The 18,934-nt window shown below is 69.8% G+C and carries 15 protein-coding genes and 3 pseudogenes; 8 read left to right on the top strand and 10 right to left on the bottom strand.

Annotated features, from left to right (window positions below):
• Positions 1-8: 8 nt before the first annotated feature.
• From ACFWVP_RS01165 to ACFWVP_RS01155, 3 genes and pseudogenes are all read left to right on the top strand, one after another.
• A pseudogene (locus ACFWVP_RS01165) lies at positions 9-614 on the top strand (response regulator); the annotation flags it as partial.
• Between the two features lie 95 nt (positions 615-709).
• Positions 710-1,334 (top strand): annotated as a pseudogene (locus ACFWVP_RS01160) (GAF domain-containing protein); the annotation flags it as partial.
• Between the two features lie 269 nt (positions 1,335-1,603).
• Complete coding sequence (locus ACFWVP_RS01155; protein WP_384492842.1) at positions 1,604-2,029, top strand: ATP-binding protein; 426 nt, start codon at positions 1,604-1,606, stop codon at positions 2,027-2,029.
• 192 nt (positions 2,030-2,221) lie between these two features.
• On the opposite strand, the gene ACFWVP_RS01150 is transcribed toward ACFWVP_RS01155, so the two are convergent.
• Positions 2,222-2,404, bottom strand: a complete 183-nt coding sequence (locus ACFWVP_RS01150) for a hypothetical protein (RefSeq protein WP_384492841.1) — start codon at positions 2,402-2,404, stop codon at positions 2,222-2,224.
• 53 nt (positions 2,405-2,457) lie between these two features.
• Entirely contained in the window at positions 2,458-2,652 is a 195-nt protein-coding gene (locus tag ACFWVP_RS01145) for a hypothetical protein (protein WP_384492840.1), read from the bottom strand.
• Positions 2,653-3,016: 364 nt separating this feature from the next.
• Here ACFWVP_RS01145 and ACFWVP_RS01140 point away from each other — a divergent pair.
• A pseudogene (locus ACFWVP_RS01140) lies at positions 3,017-3,450 on the top strand (IS5/IS1182 family transposase); the annotation flags it as partial.
• A gap of 237 nt (positions 3,451-3,687) precedes the next feature.
• Here the strand turns inward: ACFWVP_RS01140 and ACFWVP_RS01135 are convergent.
• On the bottom strand, positions 3,688-4,020 hold the full coding sequence (locus tag ACFWVP_RS01135) for a beta/gamma crystallin domain-containing protein (protein WP_250287146.1): 333 nt from the start codon (positions 4,018-4,020) through the stop codon (positions 3,688-3,690).
• A 510-nt stretch (positions 4,021-4,530) separates the two neighbouring features.
• On the opposite strand from ACFWVP_RS01135, the gene ACFWVP_RS01130 reads away from it, so the two are divergent.
• Together ACFWVP_RS01130 and ACFWVP_RS01125 are read left to right on the top strand one after the other, a co-directional pair.
• A complete protein-coding gene (locus ACFWVP_RS01130; RefSeq protein WP_384492839.1) occupies positions 4,531-5,406 on the top strand; it encodes an SGNH/GDSL hydrolase family protein in 876 nt (291 codons plus the stop codon).
• A 175-nt stretch (positions 5,407-5,581) separates the two neighbouring features.
• Positions 5,582-6,151, top strand: a complete 570-nt coding sequence (locus ACFWVP_RS01125; RefSeq protein ID WP_384492838.1) for a sigma-70 family RNA polymerase sigma factor — start codon at positions 5,582-5,584, stop codon at positions 6,149-6,151.
• A gap of 28 nt (positions 6,152-6,179) precedes the next feature.
• On the opposite strand, the gene ACFWVP_RS01120 is transcribed toward ACFWVP_RS01125, so the two are convergent.
• Positions 6,180-6,785 carry a TetR/AcrR family transcriptional regulator gene (locus tag ACFWVP_RS01120; protein WP_384492837.1) on the bottom strand — a complete coding sequence of 202 codons (606 nt, stop codon included), beginning with the start codon at positions 6,783-6,785 and terminating at the stop codon, positions 6,180-6,182.
• Positions 6,786-7,095: 310 nt separating this feature from the next.
• On the opposite strand from ACFWVP_RS01120, the gene ACFWVP_RS01115 reads away from it, so the two are divergent.
• A complete protein-coding gene (locus tag ACFWVP_RS01115; RefSeq protein ID WP_384492836.1) occupies positions 7,096-7,569 on the top strand; it encodes a Dps family protein in 474 nt (157 codons plus the stop codon).
• A gap of 149 nt (positions 7,570-7,718) precedes the next feature.
• Here the strand turns inward: ACFWVP_RS01115 and ACFWVP_RS01110 are convergent, their stop codons facing one another.
• The 3 genes from ACFWVP_RS01110 to ACFWVP_RS01100 all read right to left on the bottom strand — a co-directional run bounded on the left by ACFWVP_RS01110 (position 7,719) and on the right by ACFWVP_RS01100 (position 13,405).
• Positions 7,719-8,777, bottom strand: a complete 1,059-nt coding sequence (locus ACFWVP_RS01110) for an RICIN domain-containing protein (protein WP_384492835.1) — start codon at positions 8,775-8,777, stop codon at positions 7,719-7,721.
• A 766-nt stretch (positions 8,778-9,543) separates the two neighbouring features.
• Complete coding sequence (locus ACFWVP_RS01105) at positions 9,544-12,654, bottom strand: BTAD domain-containing putative transcriptional regulator (RefSeq protein WP_384492834.1); 3,111 nt, start codon at positions 12,652-12,654, stop codon at positions 9,544-9,546.
• A gap of 301 nt (positions 12,655-12,955) precedes the next feature.
• Complete coding sequence (locus tag ACFWVP_RS01100; RefSeq protein ID WP_384492833.1) at positions 12,956-13,405, bottom strand: DUF5707 domain-containing protein; 450 nt, start codon at positions 13,403-13,405, stop codon at positions 12,956-12,958.
• 459 nt (positions 13,406-13,864) lie between these two features.
• Here ACFWVP_RS01100 and ACFWVP_RS01095 point away from each other — a divergent pair, with 459 nt between their 5' ends.
• Positions 13,865-15,010, top strand: a complete 1,146-nt coding sequence (locus tag ACFWVP_RS01095) for a serine hydrolase domain-containing protein (RefSeq protein WP_384492832.1) — start codon at positions 13,865-13,867, stop codon at positions 15,008-15,010.
• A gap of 61 nt (positions 15,011-15,071) precedes the next feature.
• Here ACFWVP_RS01095 and ACFWVP_RS01090 read toward each other — a convergent pair whose 3' ends face one another.
• Genes ACFWVP_RS01090 through ACFWVP_RS01080 form a run of 3 tightly spaced genes read right to left on the bottom strand, consistent with a single transcriptional unit; the run spans position 15,072 to position 18,435 of the window.
• Complete coding sequence (locus ACFWVP_RS01090) at positions 15,072-15,386, bottom strand: SCO4225 family membrane protein (RefSeq protein WP_384492831.1); 315 nt, start codon at positions 15,384-15,386, stop codon at positions 15,072-15,074.
• A 38-nt stretch (positions 15,387-15,424) separates the two neighbouring features.
• Positions 15,425-16,099 carry a response regulator gene (locus ACFWVP_RS01085; RefSeq protein WP_384492830.1) on the bottom strand — a complete coding sequence of 225 codons (675 nt, stop codon included), beginning with the start codon at positions 16,097-16,099 and terminating at the stop codon, positions 15,425-15,427.
• Complete coding sequence (locus ACFWVP_RS01080) at positions 16,096-18,435, bottom strand: histidine kinase (protein ID WP_384492829.1); 2,340 nt, start codon at positions 18,433-18,435, stop codon at positions 16,096-16,098. Before ACFWVP_RS01080 ends, ACFWVP_RS01085 begins: the two co-directional genes overlap by 4 nt.
• Positions 18,436-18,934: the final 499 nt, after the last annotated feature.

Genomic DNA, 18,934 nt, shown 5'->3' with positions numbered 1-18,934 from the left:
ACAGCGTTGTGGAGCGGTCCACGCAGGACAGCAGTTCACGCAGTGTTGAGAACCCGATCCGGGTTTTTCCTCCTTGACGATCACGAAGTGGTCAGGCGCGGTGTGCGTGATCTCCTCGGTGACGAACCCGACATCAGCGTCGCGGGGGAAACGGGGACCGCGGAACAGGCTCTGACCCGGATTCCGGCCCTGCGCCCGGACATGGCGGTGCTCGACGTACGACTCCCGGACGGCAACGGTGTGGATGTCTGTCGCGAAGCGCGCTCGCGCACGCCCGACCTCGCCTGCCTGATGCTCACGTCCTTCGATGACGAGGAAGCCCTGTTCGACGCCATCATGGCCGGGGCGTCCGGATACGTGCTCAGGCTGATCCAGGGAGGTGACCTCGTGGCTGCGGTACGCACGGTGGGCTCCGGCCGCTCCATGCTGGACCCCAGCGCTGCCGCCCGGTTGATGTCGCGGCTACGGGGGGGACGAGCGAGCGCAAGGACTCAGAACGGGATGCGCTGTACGGTCTCACCGACCGGGAACGTGACATCTCCGCGCTGATCGGCGACGGACTGACCAACCGTGAGATCGGCCTGCGGCTCTATCTCGCCGAGAAGACGATCAAGTTCTCGGGGCACCCGCAGTTCTGAGATGAGTCTTCTCCCGCAGCCCGAGGAGTGTTTTCGGTTCGCACACCCAGGACAGCTGTACGCAGGATGACCTGGAGGAGTGCGCGGAGCGACTCGCACTCCTCCAGCGCCGGCTGGACGCGGCGCACAGCGCCCGGGACCGGGTTCATGACCTGATGGAAGTGGTGACGTCCGTCGGCCGTGATCTGGACCTGGAACACGTACCGCGGCACGTGGTGCGAGCGGCTACGTCCTTGGTCCGGGCGCGGTATGGGGCGCTCGGCGTCATCGGGCCCGATCACGAGAAGCTCGTCCAGTTCCTGACCGTCGGCGTGGACGACGAGTGACGTCGCCTCGATCGGCTCGTCGCCGTCGGGCCACGGCATTCTCGGAGAGCTGATCGCGCACCCCGAGTCCCTTCGTCTGGCGAAACTCTCGGAGCACGAGTCCTCGTACGGATTTCCCGCGGGTCACCCCCCGATGGACAGCTTTCTGGGAGTGCCGATCCGGATCCGCGGCCAGGTGTTCGGCAACCTGTACCTCACCGAGAAGCTGGACGGCGCCCACTTCGATGCCGAGGACGAGTCGATCCTGACCACACTCGCCGTGGCGGCCGGGGTGGCCATCGACAATGCCCGCCTGTACGAGAGGTCGCAACAGAGGGAGTTGTGGGTGCGGGCGACGGCCGAGGTCACGCACAGTCTGCTCGACGTATCGGCCCAGAACTCTCACGCCAACCGTCCGCGGAATCTGTAGACCGGTCTCGTGCCGAGGGAGGGCGCCATGAACGCCCGCATCGAGGGACCGGTCCATGCCGGGAACCCGCGATCTCACCCCCGCGGCAGATTTTCTGCATGTCGAATGACCGTGTTCTGTCGCCGGAACGATGCCGGAGAGCTGCACCGGGACGAGTGGGGCCGCAGAGAGAGGGCACACTGCCTGTCATCGTAAAGCGGCACAATCGACAACGAGCGGGGTGATTAGACGTGGACGGCTCGAAGATCAGTATCGCTGCTACGCCCTCTACGCCAAGGACGACGCGGGGCCGCAGTACCGAGAGTATCCACTGGGCTCGTGAGGCCGCGCGCACCTTCGCCTGCGGCCTTGTCCCGGCCCCGGCCCCTGACACGGTCGACACCCTCGTGCTGGTGGTCTCCGAACTCACCACGAACGCGCTGCGCCATGGCGGCGGTCAGTTCACCCTCGAACTGTCTGCCACGACGGACACGGTGACCGTCGCGATCAGTGACCCCAGCCCGGTGCCCCCGCGCGAGCGCGCACCCGACCTGAACGGTGGCAGCGGCGGCTTCGGCTGGCACATGGTCCGCCGCCTCACCACCGACCTGACCGTCACCCCCGGCCCCGGCGCGGGCAAGACGATTCATGCCCGGCTCTCTCGCCTCGGGCCCTGAACGGTCGCGGTGCGCTTGCGCGGGCGTGCCCTTGTGGCAATCGCGGCTGGACAGTGGCCGACGTGGAGAGAAGTGCGCCGTGAGCTGAGAGGCATCACTGCTATGGGTTCGAGTCCCACCCGCCCCGCCGCTGACGCGCGGCCGGAGCCGAGAGTACCGGGGGCGAAGCTGTTGCGCTCGAGGAGATTCAGCTTAGATGGAGATGCCACCGTCCCGGTACACGATCTCCGGTTCCTCGGGGTCGGCCTCCTCGACGTGTGCGGACATGGTCTCGGAGGGACCGAGCTCATAGGGCATTCCGCTCGGCTCGAACATGACGGTGAACGAGCTCCCGGCGTCCGCCCCGATCTTCAGGGTGAATCCTGACTCAGTCACGGGCTCCTCCTCCACGCGTCCGGAACCTGCCGGACGAGTCCTGCATCCGAGGCCTACATCTCATGGATCTCCACACGGAAACCCTCAGCCAGCACCTCGTTGAGACACCTCGCGTGCGCTCCGAACCATTGGCGGGTCGGCAGATGCTCCACCGCCAGTTCCATGGTGATGTAATCCGGTGAGCCGGCGGTGCCGTCGCCGCACACGCAGCAGCGAAACCTCCTCGGAGACTCCTCTTCGATGCTCACTCCCACCGCCCCTTGTCGACCTGGTTCTGAACGTACTGCTCGGTTACGTCCTCGCCGGACTCGACCGGCGCGCCACCGGTCACGCTGTGTAGCGGCTCCTCGAAGTCAACTGGTGAGTAGGCACGAGGGGGTGGCGGCGGTGTGGCGAGTACACCTCTGCAGCTGAGAGGCGTCACCGGTTCAGGTCCCACGCGCCCCACCAGTTACACGGATCGGCTCCGGGCACGAGCACGTCTTCAGCAGTCGGTGAGCCTTTCGGCGTGGCCACCGATCGGGCGATGACCTTGGTGCCGGCAACGGACAAGGGCTCCCGTGCCGTCGGGTGAGGTGTTCGAAGCCTCAACCTGGCGGCCCAGAAGCCCTGTTGGCTCCCTGTTCTGCCGCACTCGGCCTGCCTCATGCGCTGGTCGAGTGGGTCACGATGCGTATCGTCACCCGTGAGGGTGGCCGCCGCCGGAAGCTCCCGCCGCTCAAGTGCGCCCTCGTCGTCTCGCCAACCCGCGCAAGCACGACACTCTCGCGCAGATCGCCGGGTCGGGCATGTCCGTAGGCATCGCCCACGGACATGCCACTGCCGGCGTGCGGCTCCTCGCCGACCGGATGCCCGGGCCTGCTCAAGACCTGCGCGAGCACGACCCGGGCTACGTGCTCCCGGTCGGCGCCCTCGGCGAGTGCGACCGCCTGGGCGGCGGACGCGCCGATCACGCCCACAAGCACCGGCGCCATGGCGTGAACGTGCAGGTCATCACCGATCCCGAAGGCCGGCTTCTGTGGATCTCGCCGGCCTTGCCGGGCCGCCCGCCCAACGGCGAACCGTCACCGACCGGGCAGACGCTGAAACGGGCACTCGCCCAGACCCGCGGGCAAAGCTGAAAAGGCTCGATGAACCCATCGCAGCGACGCCATACAGCCGTGTGGACCACTACGGCTGCGCCCTGCCGCGCCCCCACCTCTGCGACACGGTGGGTTCCGGAACCGAGTACCTGCGCCATCGCTGACGAGGACCCGCTGTCACCTCATTCGCGGCGACGGGCGCTACCAGATCCTGATCTTCGTGATCTTGTGGATGGAGAGGTTACCGAAATGCCACTTGTCCACGGTCCCGCTGGTCGCCGGCTCGCCCAGCCTCGGCACGTACTCGAACGTGACCTTGTTGTCTCCGGTCCAGATCCGGTCCACGCCGTAGATCGCCACGCTCTGCACGCCCGCGTTGGCGAAGCAGAGGTCGCCGCCCGCGTTGTGAAGCTTCAGGAGACCCAATCCATTGCAATCGGTGCGGTTGATGGCGGACGCCGACGAAGCAGGCAGCACAACGGCCATAGCTCCGGCCGCCGCGACTACCGCGAGGCGTGTGATGAAGCGCTTCACTGGTGAGTTGTTCCTTCCATGGTGGTGTGGTGCCGCCGAGGGCCACAGCGCACGGCGGCATCCCAGGGACGCGTGCACGTCCAATCAGCGCAACGTGGGAAAGTGCGCTCCCGTTCACCACTTGAGCGCCTTTCTCGGACGCGGTCGCGATCTCCCTCGTTGCCTGTCGGCCCCTCGCCCGAAAACGCGTCCCCACGCTCCCGGCCGGGCGCCGGAACCGGTCGCGCCCCGCCGCCCGGGCGCCGCCTGGCCACTTCGCCCCAAGGGCCAGGAGCGTCACGGAGGTCGAGTTCGGCAAGGCGTTCACGGGCCGCTGCAGGCGCGCAGGATCGGCCACCGCCCCCAGGGGAAAGACAGCTGCCCGCAAGGACGCGACCCGGTAAGCGCGCTCGCCGGACGTGAACCCGGTGGGTGCCGCTGTCGTAGAGACGGAAGACACGCCCGCACGCGTCGCGTGCGCAAGGGCAGGCCGGCGACTTGTACGGCCTCTTTCCATCTCAAGGGGATTCCATGGCCCTTTCCCACCCGTACTCGACGGTCCGCAAGGGGTTGGTGACGGCTGCTGCGCTCACCGCCTCGTTGCTGACTTCCGGAGCCGCTCCGGCCACCGCGGCCGATGTCTCCGGGCAGCGATCCGTCAACCATTACGTGGCCCTCGGCGACTCCTACGCCGCAGGAACAGGCCTCTCCCAGCAGACGGACGCGGAGTGCATGCGTTCCAAGGGCAGCTACCCGGCGTGGATCGCCGAGACGTACAAGCCTTCCGTCTTCAAGGACGTCACGTGCAGCGGAGCCACCACGCGCTCGTTGTGGAATCACGAGGGATCGTCCGCACCCCAGGTCAACGCCCTCACCCGGGACACGGACCTGGTGACCGTCACGCTCGGAGGCAACGACCTCGGCTTCTCCGACGTGATCACCAGGTGTGTCCTGGCCGGTCTCACCACCCGGGAGGGGACACCCTGCCGGGACAAGGCGGCGAAGGAGGTGGACGCGGGCTTCGCGAGGCTGAACACCCGCCTGCCCGACATGCTCGCCGACATCGAGCGGCGCAGCCCTCAGGCGCGTGTCGTCGTGGTCGGGTATCCCAACCCGTTCCCCGCCGACGGGAGTACCTGCGGTTCGTCCGTGCCCGTCGCCAAGGGTGACGTCGCCTGGCTCCACCAGACCACCAACCGGCTGAACTTCATGCTGGAGCTGGTAGCCCTCACGAAGGATGCCGAGTACGTCGACACCTCGACGGTGTTCCGGGGCCACGACATGTGCCGGCCATCCTCCGCGCAGTGGATCAACCCGCTGCTGCCGGTGACGTCCGGATCGGCACATCCCAACGCAGTCGGCCACCTGATCACAGCCGTCGAGGTGTACGAGCGGCTCAAGAAGTAGTCACCTCCCTCTTCGGTAGGGGCCGGAGCAACACTCCGGCCCCTACGGAACGGCAAGAAAGCGACAAGGTCTCGCCAAGGGCTTCCGGCGAGTGTGTGAGCCGTTCGTCCGCGCACGCGGCTGAGCACGCCACGGAACACTTGGACAGGATCGAGCACCACGCATGAACGGGATCATGGAAACGCGGACCACTGCCTCCGCTCCGACCTGGTCGCATGATCGGAACCCCGCGTCCGACGCCGACTGCGACGCCTTCATCAGAGACATCTACGACCAGTACGGCCCTCTGCTGGTCCGGTACGCCGCGCGCCTGCTGGACGGTGACTGGCACAAGGGGGAGGACGTCTTCCAGGAGACTGCGGCCCGCGCCTGGAAACACGCCCGTTTCCTGGGCACCCGCAGCGAAAGCCTCAGACCGTGGTTGTTCACCGTGACCAGAAACCTCGTGATCGACCATCACAGGGCGCGTCAGATACGGCCGTTGGAGCACATGTCCATCGAGGAGCTGGACGTCTCCGGCGACAACACGGCATCCACGATCGACTCCCATGTGGTGTCGCAGGCCCTGGGGGAGCTGAACGAGCAGCAGCGAACCGTCATCTGCCTCATGTACTACCTGGAATGCAGCGTCGCCCAAGCGGCCGAGCACCTCGGCATACCGGCGGGCACCGTCAAGAGCCGTGCCTTCTACGCCGTGCGGGCGTTGCGCAAAGCGCTGGAGAAGCAGGGGATCCTGGGGGTGTGACCATGGCGCGGCCCCGGTCGCACGGTCGTCAGTGGTGCCCGTAGTCCAGGCTGGGAAGCACGACGGACCTGAAGTACGCGCGCAGGTGGGCCGTGTCGGGGTCTGCTCCCGTCACCGCCCGCTGCGACACCATCGCACCGAGCACCAGCTGGGGGAAGTAGGCGATGGCAGGACAGTCCCCGGAGACTTCCCCCCGCTCAACCGCACGGCACAGCAGCAGACGCAGTGCCTCCAGATGCCCTTCGACGACATGTCCGCGCAGGGCTTTGGCGAGATGGCTGTCGCCGCGTACCGCGTGCGTCATCGAGGAGAGCAGACGGGCGGTTTGCCCCCCGTCCTCTCCCGCCCTCACGGCGACCTCGTCCAGGTCGCCCGCGAGGGAGCCGGTGTCGACGGCGTCGATGCGGATGCGCTCGCTCTGTTCGAGGGCCGCTGCCACCAGCTGGGTCTTGTGCTGCCACCGGCGGTAGAGAGTCGCCTTGCTCGTGCGCGCCCTCGCGCTGACCATGTCCATCGTCAGCGCTTCGAAGCCCACGTCCTTGAGCACTTCCCGGACCGCCGCGAAGATGACGCGTCGGCGTTCTTCGCTCAGCCGGGACGGGCCCGGGGCTGGGGTTGTCGGTGTCGGCTGCACGAGGAGTTCCACCTTCGGTAGCGGTTGCCGGGAGTCGTGAACGGGTGAGGGCTGAGCCGCCGGGGCCCGGTCGGCCGCGGTCACGGACGCATGGACGTACGGGCTCCACCCGGGGCCCGCCGTTTTCGGGCCGAGCGCCGCGTGCGGAATCACATGCGGGACGAGCTGAACCCACGGAGGGCTTCCACCGTTCCTAGCCTCGGGCTCATCAGCGCCCCACAGAAACGAGCTGCGGCATGTTTCTGCGAACGGCAGTCGCCGACGTCCGCGAGAAGGACGGCGGCGCCACTCACGAAAGGACCGCACTCCTATGCCGGTCATCAACAACTCCCTGCCGGAGCGCGACCGCGAGACCGCGGGTGCGGCGCTGCAGGCGACCCTGGCCGACCTTCTCGACCTGTCCCTGGTGGCCAAGCAGGCCCACTGGAACCTGTACGGCCCGCGCTTCCGCTCGGTTCACGTCCAGCTCGACGAGGCCGCCACCATCGCCAGGGACCACGCCGACACGGTGGCCGAGCGAGCGGCCGCCCTGGGCGTCAGCCCGGACGGACGGGCCGCGACCATAGCGGGAACCAGTTCGGTGCCCGCCTTTCCGTCAGGCTGGACCAAGGACAGCGACGCCGTCGAGGCCTTGGTGCACGCGCTCTCGGCAGTGACCGGGAGACTGCGTGAGCGCATCGTCGAGATCGGCCCGGTGGATGTCGTCACCGAGGACCTCCTCATCGGACTCACGGCCGATCTGGAGAAGCAGAGCTGGATGTTTCAGGCGGAGAACCGGGTCTGACCAGCCCTCCTGCGGCTGATCGCTCGGCGTACGGTCCTGTGAGCCGGGGCTGCTCGGCGTGGCGTCCGGACGGGCGAACGGACGGTTCCTGCGAGGCGATCCTCGCCCCGCGCCCCTGGTGTCGGGCGAAGACCGCCTCGCCGTCCGGGTCATGAGCGGGTCCATGTCTGGTTCGCGGCACCGGTGCAAGGCCACAGGACGACTCGGGTTCCGTCGGTGGACCGGCTGTCGTAGACATCCACGCACTTGGCGGCGAAGCGGGCCACCAAGTCGTCGGTCGCGTTCAGATGGAACTGCTGAGCCGCCGCGCCGGAGCAGGACGCCACCCGGACGGCTGTGCCGTTGTCCTTCGAGGCGCCGACGAGGTCCATGCACAGTCCCCGCGAACGGACCGTACCGTCCGAGCGGAAATCCCAACGCTGATCGGCGGAGCCGTCACAGGTCCGGATGGTCAGCTGAGCCCCGGTGCCTCCTCCGGAGAGGCACTTGCCCGACTGCCGGCCGGTCAGCGTCTGCCCGGTCACCGTACCGTCCTTGCGGTCAGGGCCCACCTCGTCGCCGGACGTCTTCGTACCGGCTCCTGAGTCATCGGACACGGCTTCGCCGACGTCCTCGGGCGCAGGGGACCCGCTGGTGTCCTTGCCCTTGCCCTTCCCCTTCTCCTGGTCCTTCTCCGCGCCGTCCGGCGGGACCTCCTCCGTGTCGCCGGCCTTCCGCTTCTCCTCCGCGCTGTTCTTCGCCCCGTCGTCGGAAGGGGCGACTTCGGGGGTGCTTCCGGCCCGCGGGTCCTCGCCGGCGCGTTGGGACGCGGTGGGGGTTGTCGGGTCGTCGCCGATACCGGGCAGCAGGAGCGCCCCGAGAAGCAGTAAGGCGCCTGCGACCGCCCTGACGAGGACCGGTTTGCGCGGAAGGCGGGACGACGATGCCGCACTCTCCTCAGGCGGGTGGCCGTGCGGCGGGGGTGTGCCCCCGGCACCGGAAGGGCGAGCCGTGGGGACCGGTGTTCCGGACGTGCCGGACGCCGCACGGCGGGTCGCCCGCAGCGCCCGGGCGACGTTGGCGCGTTGCGCCTCGTCCGGTGTCCGGGTCTCGCCGGACGTCTTCGCCGGGCCCGTCGACGGCTTCCGGACCGGCAACGGGTTGGGCCCGGGGCCTGTCCCGCCACCCGCCGGGATGCCGGCTGGATCCGTGCTGTCCGTCTGGGGCATCGTTCTTGCTCTCATTCGTCCGAGGGGTCAGAGGGGTGGGTCGGGAGGTGGGGCCGGTGGACGGACACCCGGTGCGGAAGGCAGACGGGCCCGAGGACGACGTCGGCGGCCTTCTCCGCCCGGGATGTCCGAACTCCGTTCGGTGTCCCGGTACGTGAAGACGCCCTGGTCCAGGGCCGGGCCTGGGCCGTGGGCAGACACCACGCCGAGACGGAAGAGGCGCGGTTCGACCACTCGGCTGCCGACGGCCGGGCGGCGGACAGCACGGCCTCTCCTCGGATGAGGACGAGTGAACGGCAGGATCGGTTCACGCACCGGCGCACCCTCGCGCGTCTCCACACACAGGTGAACCGGCGCCTCGTTCCGGTCGTTCACAGCAGAGGGACACACAGTTCGGTGATCATGGCACGCAGCTCCGCGGCGGACGTACCGCCGCGTCTTTTGAGGGGCCGGCGAGTTCGCCCGTGACGAGACGAGGAGGCACATCTGTGACCGGTTCACGGCTTCGCCGAGTCCCGCTGTCCGGAAGAGTGCCGGCAGGCGCACTGATGACGGTCAACACCCCAGCGGCGTAGGCGCACCACAGCCGGTGTCCTCCCGGCACCTCCGCATCCGGCAGCACAGCGACTACGAAGGCCGCTTCTCCTCCGGCCCGAACAGCACACCCGACGTCGGCAGCGGCTCGACCGACGCCATGCCGTTCCACAGCGGTCAGTTGACCAGCTGCCGGCTCGTGGAGTCCTTCGGCCCGCCGGGCCGTCCCCGGTCAAGGCTCTCCGAGCGCGGGACCCATACTCCTCGGAACCGGGAGCTCGTGCTTCCCGACCACCCTCTCCGGCACGGGGGGCGCGGGGTCCTCGTCCATGTCGAGGGCGGTGAGCCGGTCACGGACCTGCTGAGCGCTGTGTGCCATCTCCCGCGCTTCAGCGTTCTCGAGGACGTCGACCCAGGCCGTCCGTGCGCCTTCCCGGTCGCCCATGGCCAGCCGGGTGTCGCCGAGCCGCATCAGTGTGCCGATGGCATTTCTGTGGTCGCCCAGTTCCTCGAACGCCCGCGACGCCCGCTGGTACGTGGTCACCGAGTCCTCGTAACGGCCGAGCAGGCGGAGGTTGTGGCCCAGGATGTCCCACCCCTGGGCGAGCTGCCAGGGCGCGTCGAGACGGTGGAACAAGGCGATGCCCTCCTCGCTGTACAGAAGGCTCTTCTCGAGGTTGCCCAGGTTGGAGTGGAACCAGGCGAGTTCGAGGAGGCACTCGGCCAACCACAACTCCTCTCCCGTTTCCCGGGAGAGTTCCAGCCCTCGCTCGGAGGCCGCCACAGCTTCCGTGGTCCGCCCGAACAGGAACAGCGCGCAGGCCGTGACGTAGTGGGCTCGTGCCTGTTCACCGATGTCGTCGAGCTCTTCGAAGATCGCTGTCGCTCGTCGCAGCTGGTGCAGAGCTTGCTCCTGATGGCCGAGGTAGCCGTGGATGCCACCCAGGTGTCGTAGGCAACGGGCCTCTTCGACGGGGTTGTCCAGACGCCGGGCGACTTCGAGGGCGGGGGTCAGCGCGGCGATGGCTTCGGGCCAGAACTCCTGACGGTTGAGGTACTCCTTGAGCGACCAGGCGAGCCCGGTGGTGTGGTGGTCGAGCTTCTGGCTGACGGCGGTGTGGAGCAGGCCGGTCAGCACGTGCTGTTCGGCGGTGAGCCATCGGGTCGCCTGCTTCACGGTGGTGAGGACTTCCGGACCGACGCCCGAGCGGGGCGCACCGAGTTCCAGGTCGTGCGACGTGTCCTGCTTGAGGAACTGGTTCGCCTCGCAGGCGGTGAACATGTAGTGGTCCAGGACCCGGAGAGTGGCGTGATGACGTCCCTGGCCGGTGTCGTGGGCGTGGGTGAGCTCGGTGGCGTAGCCGCGTAGGAGGTCGTGCAGGCCGTAGCGACCGGGCTGCGGTTGCTCCACGAGGCAGGAGCTGAGCAGTTCGGCGAGTGCGCGGCGGGTCCGGGAGAGGGGAAGGTCGGCGAGGCTGGCTGCGGCGGGGGCGGTGATGTCGGGACCGGGATGCAGGGCCAGCAGGCGGAAGAGCCGGGCTGTGTGCTCATCCAGTGACCGGTAGGACCAGGAGAAGACGGTGCGCACGTCGGTGGTGGTGTCGAAGCCGGCGAATGCTTCGAGGCCGCCGTGGGTGTGGTCCAGGTCGTCGACCATGGCGTGGAGGGGGAGCGAGGGATCGAGTTCCGCGCGGGCGGCTACCACGGCCATGGCCAGGGGAAGCCGTCCGCACAGACGGATGATGTCGGCCGCGGCGGCGGGCTCGGCGGCGAGCCGTTCGGTTCCCAGACGCCGTTCGAGGGCCTCGTGCGCCTCCGTCGGTGAGGGCAGCGCGAGCCGGAGGGACTTGGCACCGTCGGTGGTGATCAGGCCGGGAAGTTGGTTGCGGCTGGTGATCAGGGTCAGGCAGCCCGCTCCTGCGGGCAGCAGAGGGCGCACCTGCTGCTCGTCGCGGGCGTTGTCCAGGACGAGGAGGATCCGCCGGTCGGCGAGGAGACTCCGGAAGAGTGTGCTCCGGTCGGCGGTGTCTTCGGGGATACGCGGGGCGGGGACGCCCAGCGCGGTGAGGAAGCCGTGCAGGGCGCTGCCGGGTTCGACGGCGGGTGCGTGCGGGTGGAATCCGCACAGATTGACGAAGAGCTGCCCGTCGGGGAACGAGGAGGCGATGCGGTGCGCGTGGTGCACGGCGAAGGTGGTCTTGCCGACACCGGGAGCACCGCTGATGACCACAGCGGGGGCAGTGGTCGGTCCGGGGCGGCCCGGTGCACCGCTGACGGCGGACAGCCACGCGCCTTCGGCCGCCCGTCCCACGAACACCGGCAGGCTACGCGGCAGCTGCGCCGGACGCGCCGAGGTCAGGGACAGGGACGCTGTTCTCCCGCCATCCGCGACCGTTGCGCCACGTGCGTCGGACTCCGCTTCCGCGTCGTCGGGGCGGTCGGCGGCAGGGCCGGTCGACGAGGTTGCTTCGCCCCCGTCCGGCGCCCCGGCCGGGGTGGTCACGCCCGGGTGGCGGCCGTGCTCGGTCACCGTGTCGTTCGGCCGGCCGGCCGGGTGCAGTGGCGGCAGGTCATGGTGGAGGATGCCCTGGTGCAGGGCGCGCAGGGCCGGGCCCGGTTCGAGGCCGAGCTCGTCGGCGAGGTGCCGGCGCACGTCGGTATAGCGCCGCAGCGCCTCGGGGTGCCGGCCGGCGAGATACAGGGCTCGCAGCAGCAGGGCCCAGCCGGTTTCCCGCAGGGGGTGCTGCGCGGTCATCTCCTGTGCCGCGTTGAGGGCTTCGGTGATCCGGCCCTGCAGGAGGAGGCCGGTGGTGCGGATCTCGCGAGTGGTCTGCCGCAGTTCTTCCAGGCGTGCTGTCTCTTGGGCGGCGAACAGGTGGTGCGCGGCGTCGGCGAACGCCGTGCCACGCCACATGCCCAGGGCCTTCTGGGCCTCTTCCACGACGCGATCGGGTCGGCCCTGGTCCATGAACCGCTGTGCTTGGGCAACGGCGCGCTCGAAGCGCGTGGTGTCGCGGTTCCCGGGCGGCACCCGCAGGGCATAGCCCAGGGGTTCGGTGACCAGCGTCTCGAAGGCCCCCTGCCGGCGAAGATGCCGGGGTTCCAGGGTCGCGCGTACCTTGCTGATGTGGGCGTGCAGGGAACCCATCGCCGTACCCGGTGCCCGCCCCGGCTGCCGCGGCCACAGTTCCTCGCACAGAGTCTGCGGGGAGACCGCCAGGCCGTCGGCGAGCAGCAGGCGAATCAGCAGCAGTCGCTGCCTGCGGCGACCCGGATCGAGTGCCGCCCCCGCCCGCCGTACCTCCAGCGGACCCAGCAGTCCGAAGTCGAGATCTTGTCCCACAGCTGTCACCGTACCCACCAGAATCTCACTTGACGGCGTCACCCCGGGAGCATCCACCGACCAGGACCTGGCATGTGGATGACCTGTTCGCGCGGTGACGGAAACCGGTCTCGACCCCACCGGAAACCCACAGGAATGTTGTCGCGGTGGCTCTGGGGACAAGAGCGACGAGGACGTCGTTGTCCGCTTCCCGCATATCGGACAGGACATTAGCAGGACGTCGTCCGGCGGCCGGATTCGTCAACCGCGCGATGCGCCGCCGCGACAAGGGCGCCCCGCCACCCGGGATGCCGGTGGTGGGTCAGCGGGCCAGGTCGAAGGTTGCGGCGTGGCGCAGGAACACGGTTTCCCCGTCCTTCGCCGTCGCCAGCGTCGAGATGTACCAGGTGCCCCGGCCCAGCTCCGCCGCCTCTTCGGCGCCGACTTCCAGTGAGTAGACGCAGCGAGCGGTTCCGTCCGCGGTGCCGCGGCACGTGGCGCTCTCCACGTCGCGCATCTCCGCCTCGGTCGGATCGAGCTCGGCACTCGCCGGCCAGACGAGGACCTTGAGACCGCGGACGCCCGAATCGTCGTGCACCTCTGCCGAGAAGGTCAGCGACCCGGCGCGGCTGCCCGTCGGAGCGACGTAATGGGGCGAGTCACTCTTCACGGTCGGCTTCGTGGCGGGCGAGGCCATGGCGAGGCCACCCGCGGTCACCGCGCCGATGACGGCGACGCCGATGAGGGACGGGAGAAGGACGCGCTTGGACATGGGGGTCTCCTGGTTCGTGCGGGAGCCGGCGTGGTGTGCCTGGCGATTCGGACGGGAGGGCCGGGGCGGGAAGGACGGTGACACCGTCTGCGGATCGCCCCGGGCTGCCTCCCCGACGTTTTCGAGACTAGGGCCCGAGGCCCTGTCCGGTCCTCAGGAGGATGGATGATCGTCGCGTGCAACCAAGGGTGGAGAACGCCTCCCGTCCGTCCACCGACAGGTAGCCGCTGCCCGCGAACCCGCGGACGGGTCCCTGCGCCGTCCGGGTCCGACGGCTCGTGCGGAGCGCGTCCGCTCCGGGGTCGCACGGCAGAACGAGACGCGTGCGGACGGGCTCCGTCACCGGCCCCTTCGGGAGCGGCATGTGAGCAGATGTCATGACCTGTGGCGATGCGTGAACCGCCGTGACGTTCAGCCCGTTGAGTGAGCGAACGGTTGTCGTCCGGAGTGGAGAAGAGCATGGTCGTCGAGGGAACGAGCACTGACCGGTTCGAGCCGGTACGAGCGGCGCTGGCAGCGCACCTCGAAGCCGGCGAGGAGTTGGGGGCGTCGATCGCCGTCGATGTGGACGGGGTCATGGAAGTCGATCTGTGGGGTGGCCACGCGGACGAAGCGCGGACCGTTCCGTGGCACCGGGACACGTTGGTGAGCATGTGGTCGACCACGAAGACCCTCACCAATCTCGCGGCCCTCGTCCTCGTCGACCGGGGCGCACTGGATCTGCACCGCCCGGTCGCGCACTACTGGCCCGAGTTCGCCGCCCAGGGGAAGGAGCACATCGAGGTGCGGCACGTCCTGGCCCACACCTCGGGACTCTCCGGCTGGGAGCAGCCCTTCTCCGTGGAGGACCTGTACGACTGGCCCACCGCGAGCGCCCGGCTGGCCGCGCAGGCACCCTGGTGGGAGCCGGGCTCCGCTTCGGGCTACCACGTGCAGACCCAGGGTCAGCTGGTGGGAGAGCTTGTCCGGCGGGTCAGTGGCCGTACCCTGAGGGAGTTCGTCGACACCGAGATCGCCGGGCCGGCACGAGCCGATGTCCAGATCGGCGCGCGCCGGGCCGATTGGCCGCGCATCGCCGATCTGGTGGCGCCCTCACAGCTCTCCGGTATACCCACCGGCCTCGATCCCGACGGGATCTTCACCAGGACGCTGTTCGGAAGCCCCGCACGTGACGAGCACGTCGACACCCCGCGGTGGCGCTCCGCCGAACTCGGAGCCGTCAACGGTCACGGCAACGCACGAGGTCTGGCCAGAGCGCTCTCCGTCATCTCACGGCGCGGCCAGGTCAACGGCCTCCGGCTCCTCTCCGCGGAGACGGTGGACAAGGTGTTCGACGTCCAGGCCGACGGAGTCGACCTGTTCCTGGGCGTCCCCGTCCGCTGGGGCATGGGCTACGCACTCGCCGATCCGCGGACGATGCCGAACATGCCCACCGGGAGGATCTGCTTCTGGGTAGGTAGGGGCGGTTCGATCGTCATGATGGACCTCGACCGGCGCGTCACGTTCTCGTACACGATGAACCGGGTGGGCGACGGGATCCTCGGCTCGGAGCGCACCCACAGCTACCTCAGGCATGTCTACGAAGTCCTGGAGTCCACCGGCTGAGGTGGGAGCCGCGCGCGCTCGGCCCCTGGGGCTCCGTGCGTGGCGCTGTCGCCCCGGCGGGTCAGGGCGCCGTCTCCGGGGTGCGCCCCCGCCTCAGGGCGCGGGCGCACCACCCGATGACCAGGGCGTTGAGCAGGGCACCGAGAACGATGGAGAGGTAGAACGCCGCGGCTCCCTCGGGCAGGACGAGCAGTAGCACGACACCGGCCGGGACGGTGGCGACGAACGGGAGGACGAGCGCCATGGACCCCTCGGAGGCGGCCAGGATCGCCCAGACGAGCAGGAGCGCGCAGGCTGTGAGGTACAGCCGGGCGGCAAGGGTGTTCAGGGCCCGGCCGGCCGAGCGAAGAGGAAGGAAGTCTGGTCGGGTCACCACGGTGGACTCCTCGGTGGGCATGGCTGCGAAACGGCACTTCAGCGGGGCGGGTTCGGGTGGACGAGCCCGAGGTCGTAGGCGAAGATCGTCGCCTGGACCCGGTCCCGTAGTTCGAGCTTGCGGAGCAGCGCGTTGATGTGGGACTTCACGGTCCCGACGGTGATTCCGAGATGGTCGGCGATCTCCGCGTTGGTCAGCCCGGAGGCCAGCAGGGGCAGGACGCCGCGTTCACGGCCGGTCAGGCTGCCCAGCTCGCGGGGGACGTCGCCGCCCGGGATTCCGGCGCCCGGTCCGGACGCGTAGTGACCGATGAGCCTGCGGGTCGCGGACGGGGCGAGAACGCTCTCGCCGGCGGCAACCACGCGGATGCCCTCCAGCAGTTCACCGGGCTCTATGTCCTTGAGGAGGAAGCCGGAGGCGCCGGCGCGTAGCGTGTCGAACACGTACGCGTCGAGGTCGAAGGTGGTCAGCACGAGGACACGGGGTGCGTCGGGGCGGCCCGTGATGATCCGCGTGGCCGCGATGCCGTCGAGTCCGGGCATGCGGACATCCATGAGGACCACGTCGGGCGCCAACTCCTCGGCCAGACGTACCGCTTCGGCGCCGTCGGCGGCCTCGCCGACGACCGTCATGTCCACCTCGGCGTCGATCACGGCCGCGAATCCCGCCCGCACGATGCCCTGGTCGTCGGCGACCAGCACTCTGAGACTCATCGTTGTCTTTCCTCGTCGTCCTGCCGCACCGTCGGTGGCGCGGTCAGAGGCAGCCGGACGCACACCGGGCCCCGCGGGCCGGTGGTGAGAGTCCCGTCGATCACCGCGGCACGTACCGCGAGCCGCCGGCACAGGGCGGAGCGGGCGGTGTCCGGCACGCCGGTCGCCGTCACGGTCAACGCGGACCCGTCGGCGTCGAGTGCCACGGTCATCGGACCATCGCCGCCGACCGTGAGAAACGTTTCGCAGGCATGGTAGGCGGCCAGGTCCACAGCGGTGGGCAACCGTCTCGGCATCCGGTCGCTCCATCGTATGTCGACCTCACGACCGGTCGCCCGGATCTGGAGGGCGAGGAGGTCGAGAGCCTGGAGGGTGGGCTGCGGCCCCAGGGAAGGTGCCGTATCCGTCTCGCGGACGGTGTCGAGCAGGACCCGCATCGCCGCGAGGGCCTCGCGGGCGCGTGCGACGACCGCGTCGAGTCGGCCCGCCTCGGCCTGCGCCACCATGTCGGCGGTGCGCGCCAGCACCGTGGTCTCCAGCCCGGCGGCGATGCGACGGCGCTCCGCCCACGCGTCCCGGACCGCCTCCTCGGTCCACGCCGCGAGGTGTTTCGTCTGTTCACGGCGCACGGCCCGGTCCCGGCGCCCGCGCAGAGCGCCGGCCCACCAGGACGCACCCACCGCCAGCGCCGCCTGAGCCGTCGCTCCCGCGACGAGTGACCAGAGGGGGAGGTCCGTACCCCGGTGCAGGACGGCGGCCGTCGTGGCCGTCCCGTGTACTCCCACGGCTGCGGCAGCCACGAGCGCTTCGGCCCGCAGACGCGGGCGCCGTTCGGTGCCGAGCGGGCGGGCAGTGGCCGCGGCCGCCGCCGAGGCGACCATCGCGCACGTGGCGACCATGCTCAGCAAGGGCGGCAGAAGTACCCAGCCGGTGTACTCACCGACGGCCATCGCCACCGGCCAGAGCGGGACGAGGCCGAGCACGATGCCTCGTGCGGTGCCGGGGGCGCGACGCCGCCACAGCAGCGCGAGTGCCTGCGCCGCGGCCAGCAGCGCGAAGAGCGACCCTGCCGACACCCGTTGTGTGTTCGACGCGATGTCCTCCCCGAACACCAGCATGGGGAGCAGCGGCTGCGTCGCGAGACCGGCGGCGGCCACGGCCTGTGCGAGGCGATAGCCGTACGGAACCGACCGTTCCTTCGAGGCTGTGGCGGCCCGCCCGGGCAGGACGGCGCGCACCTCCCACCCGCCCTCGGCCGTCGGGCCGCTGGTCAGCGTGCCACCCACTTCCCGAGCCCGCGACCGCAGGAAGCCCTGGCCCCGTCCCGAACCGAGGCCCGCGCCGTGCGCCACCGACCCGGCCGGCGCCGGTGCGCTGGTGACCACGACCTCCGTGCCGGCGTCACCGTACCGGCAGGTCACGGTCGTGGCGGCGCCCGGCGAGTGCCGTGCCACATTGGTGAGGGCCTCACGCACGATGCCGTACGCCGCGTCCGCCGGAGCACCGTCCGGCATCGGATCGATCGCGCACTCCACCCCCCGGCCCAGCTGGGAGAACCCGGCGGCCAACTCCAGCAGGCGCTCCGCCGGAGTGGGCAGTTGCTCCCGTGAGGGCGCCGGTGACCTGACCGCACCGAGTGCCTGGGTCACCTCGCGGCCGGTCTCGGCCGCGAAGCTGAGTGCCTCACCCACCAGCTCGGGACGACGGTCACGCAAGCCGAGAGCCGCGCCCGCCGTGACCACCACGGCCGTCAGATGGTGGGCGCTGACGTCATGCAACTCCCTCTCCATCCGACGCCTTTCGACGGCCGGGAGCCGGTGCCGTTCGATCTCGGCCCTGTGCAGTCGCTGTCGCGCGGCCCGTCGCGCACGACGGGTCCGCCGCACCAGCAGCCCGGCCGTCGACGCGGCGGCGTACAGCACCGCTGTCAGAGCGATGTCCAGTCCGTCGCGCTCCTCCAGCCCGTGCAGTGTGAGGCCGTAGAGGGTCTGCCACACGGTGAGCGCGATCACGCACAACAGCGCCGTGAAGGAGTCGCGTTCAGTGGTCACGGTGTACAGGGCGAGAGCGACGCCCGCGGTCCCCAGAACCGCCATCGCCCCCGTGGGCAGCGGTCCGGCGCCCAGCGCGCAGGCAGCGGCGACCACGACGAGGGCAAGCACCGGCCTGGAGCGACGCAGGGAGAGCGCGGCAGCCACCAGGCCGACGACGAGGGCCGCCACGAGAAGGGCCGACCCGGGCGGGACGGTTCCGCGGACCAGGTCCGCCCCAGGCCACACCGCGGCCTGGGAGCCTGTCAGAAGGAGCGGCAGCAGTCGGTCATCGGTTCGGTTCATGGCGGACGTAAGACTAGGACCGCGAAGGAGCGGCCGTCGTCCGGCTGGAGGGGGAGCCCGGCCTCTTACCTGGGTTGCAGCTTCTGCACCCACGGTGCGAGGCGGTAATCGCCCCGAAGGGTGAGGGCTGTGGCGTCCCCTCGGTCATAGGCTCGATCACGTCGGGAAGCCGCTGATCGCGGTGCCCCGCACAGCCCATCCACTGTCAGCGAACGAGCAGCCCGTTTCCGGGTGAACCGCTCCGGCCGTCCCGTCGTCATACGAGATACGAGACGAAGGGCGCGCTCCACTCCCGGTGACCGGGCGAGAGCGATGCCCCGGAACCACTCGAGCCGCAGGCCGGCAGCCGCCGCCCGCCGGCCACCAGCAGTCCGATCCGATCCGTGCTGATCACATGGCGCGGGCGGACGTACGCCGACGCAGTCGTCGGCGAAGCGACCCGGGGCCCTGTTCCTGGAACGCACCGGTCTGCTTCGCCTGTCCGGTCCGTCGAGGGCCA

Source organism: Streptomyces sp. NPDC058637, from assembly GCF_042717325.1.
Lineage (GTDB): Bacteria > Actinomycetota > Actinomycetes > Streptomycetales > Streptomycetaceae > Streptomyces.
Note: the sequence above shows the minus strand (reverse complement) of the source record. Positions and strands in the feature narration are given on the sequence as shown.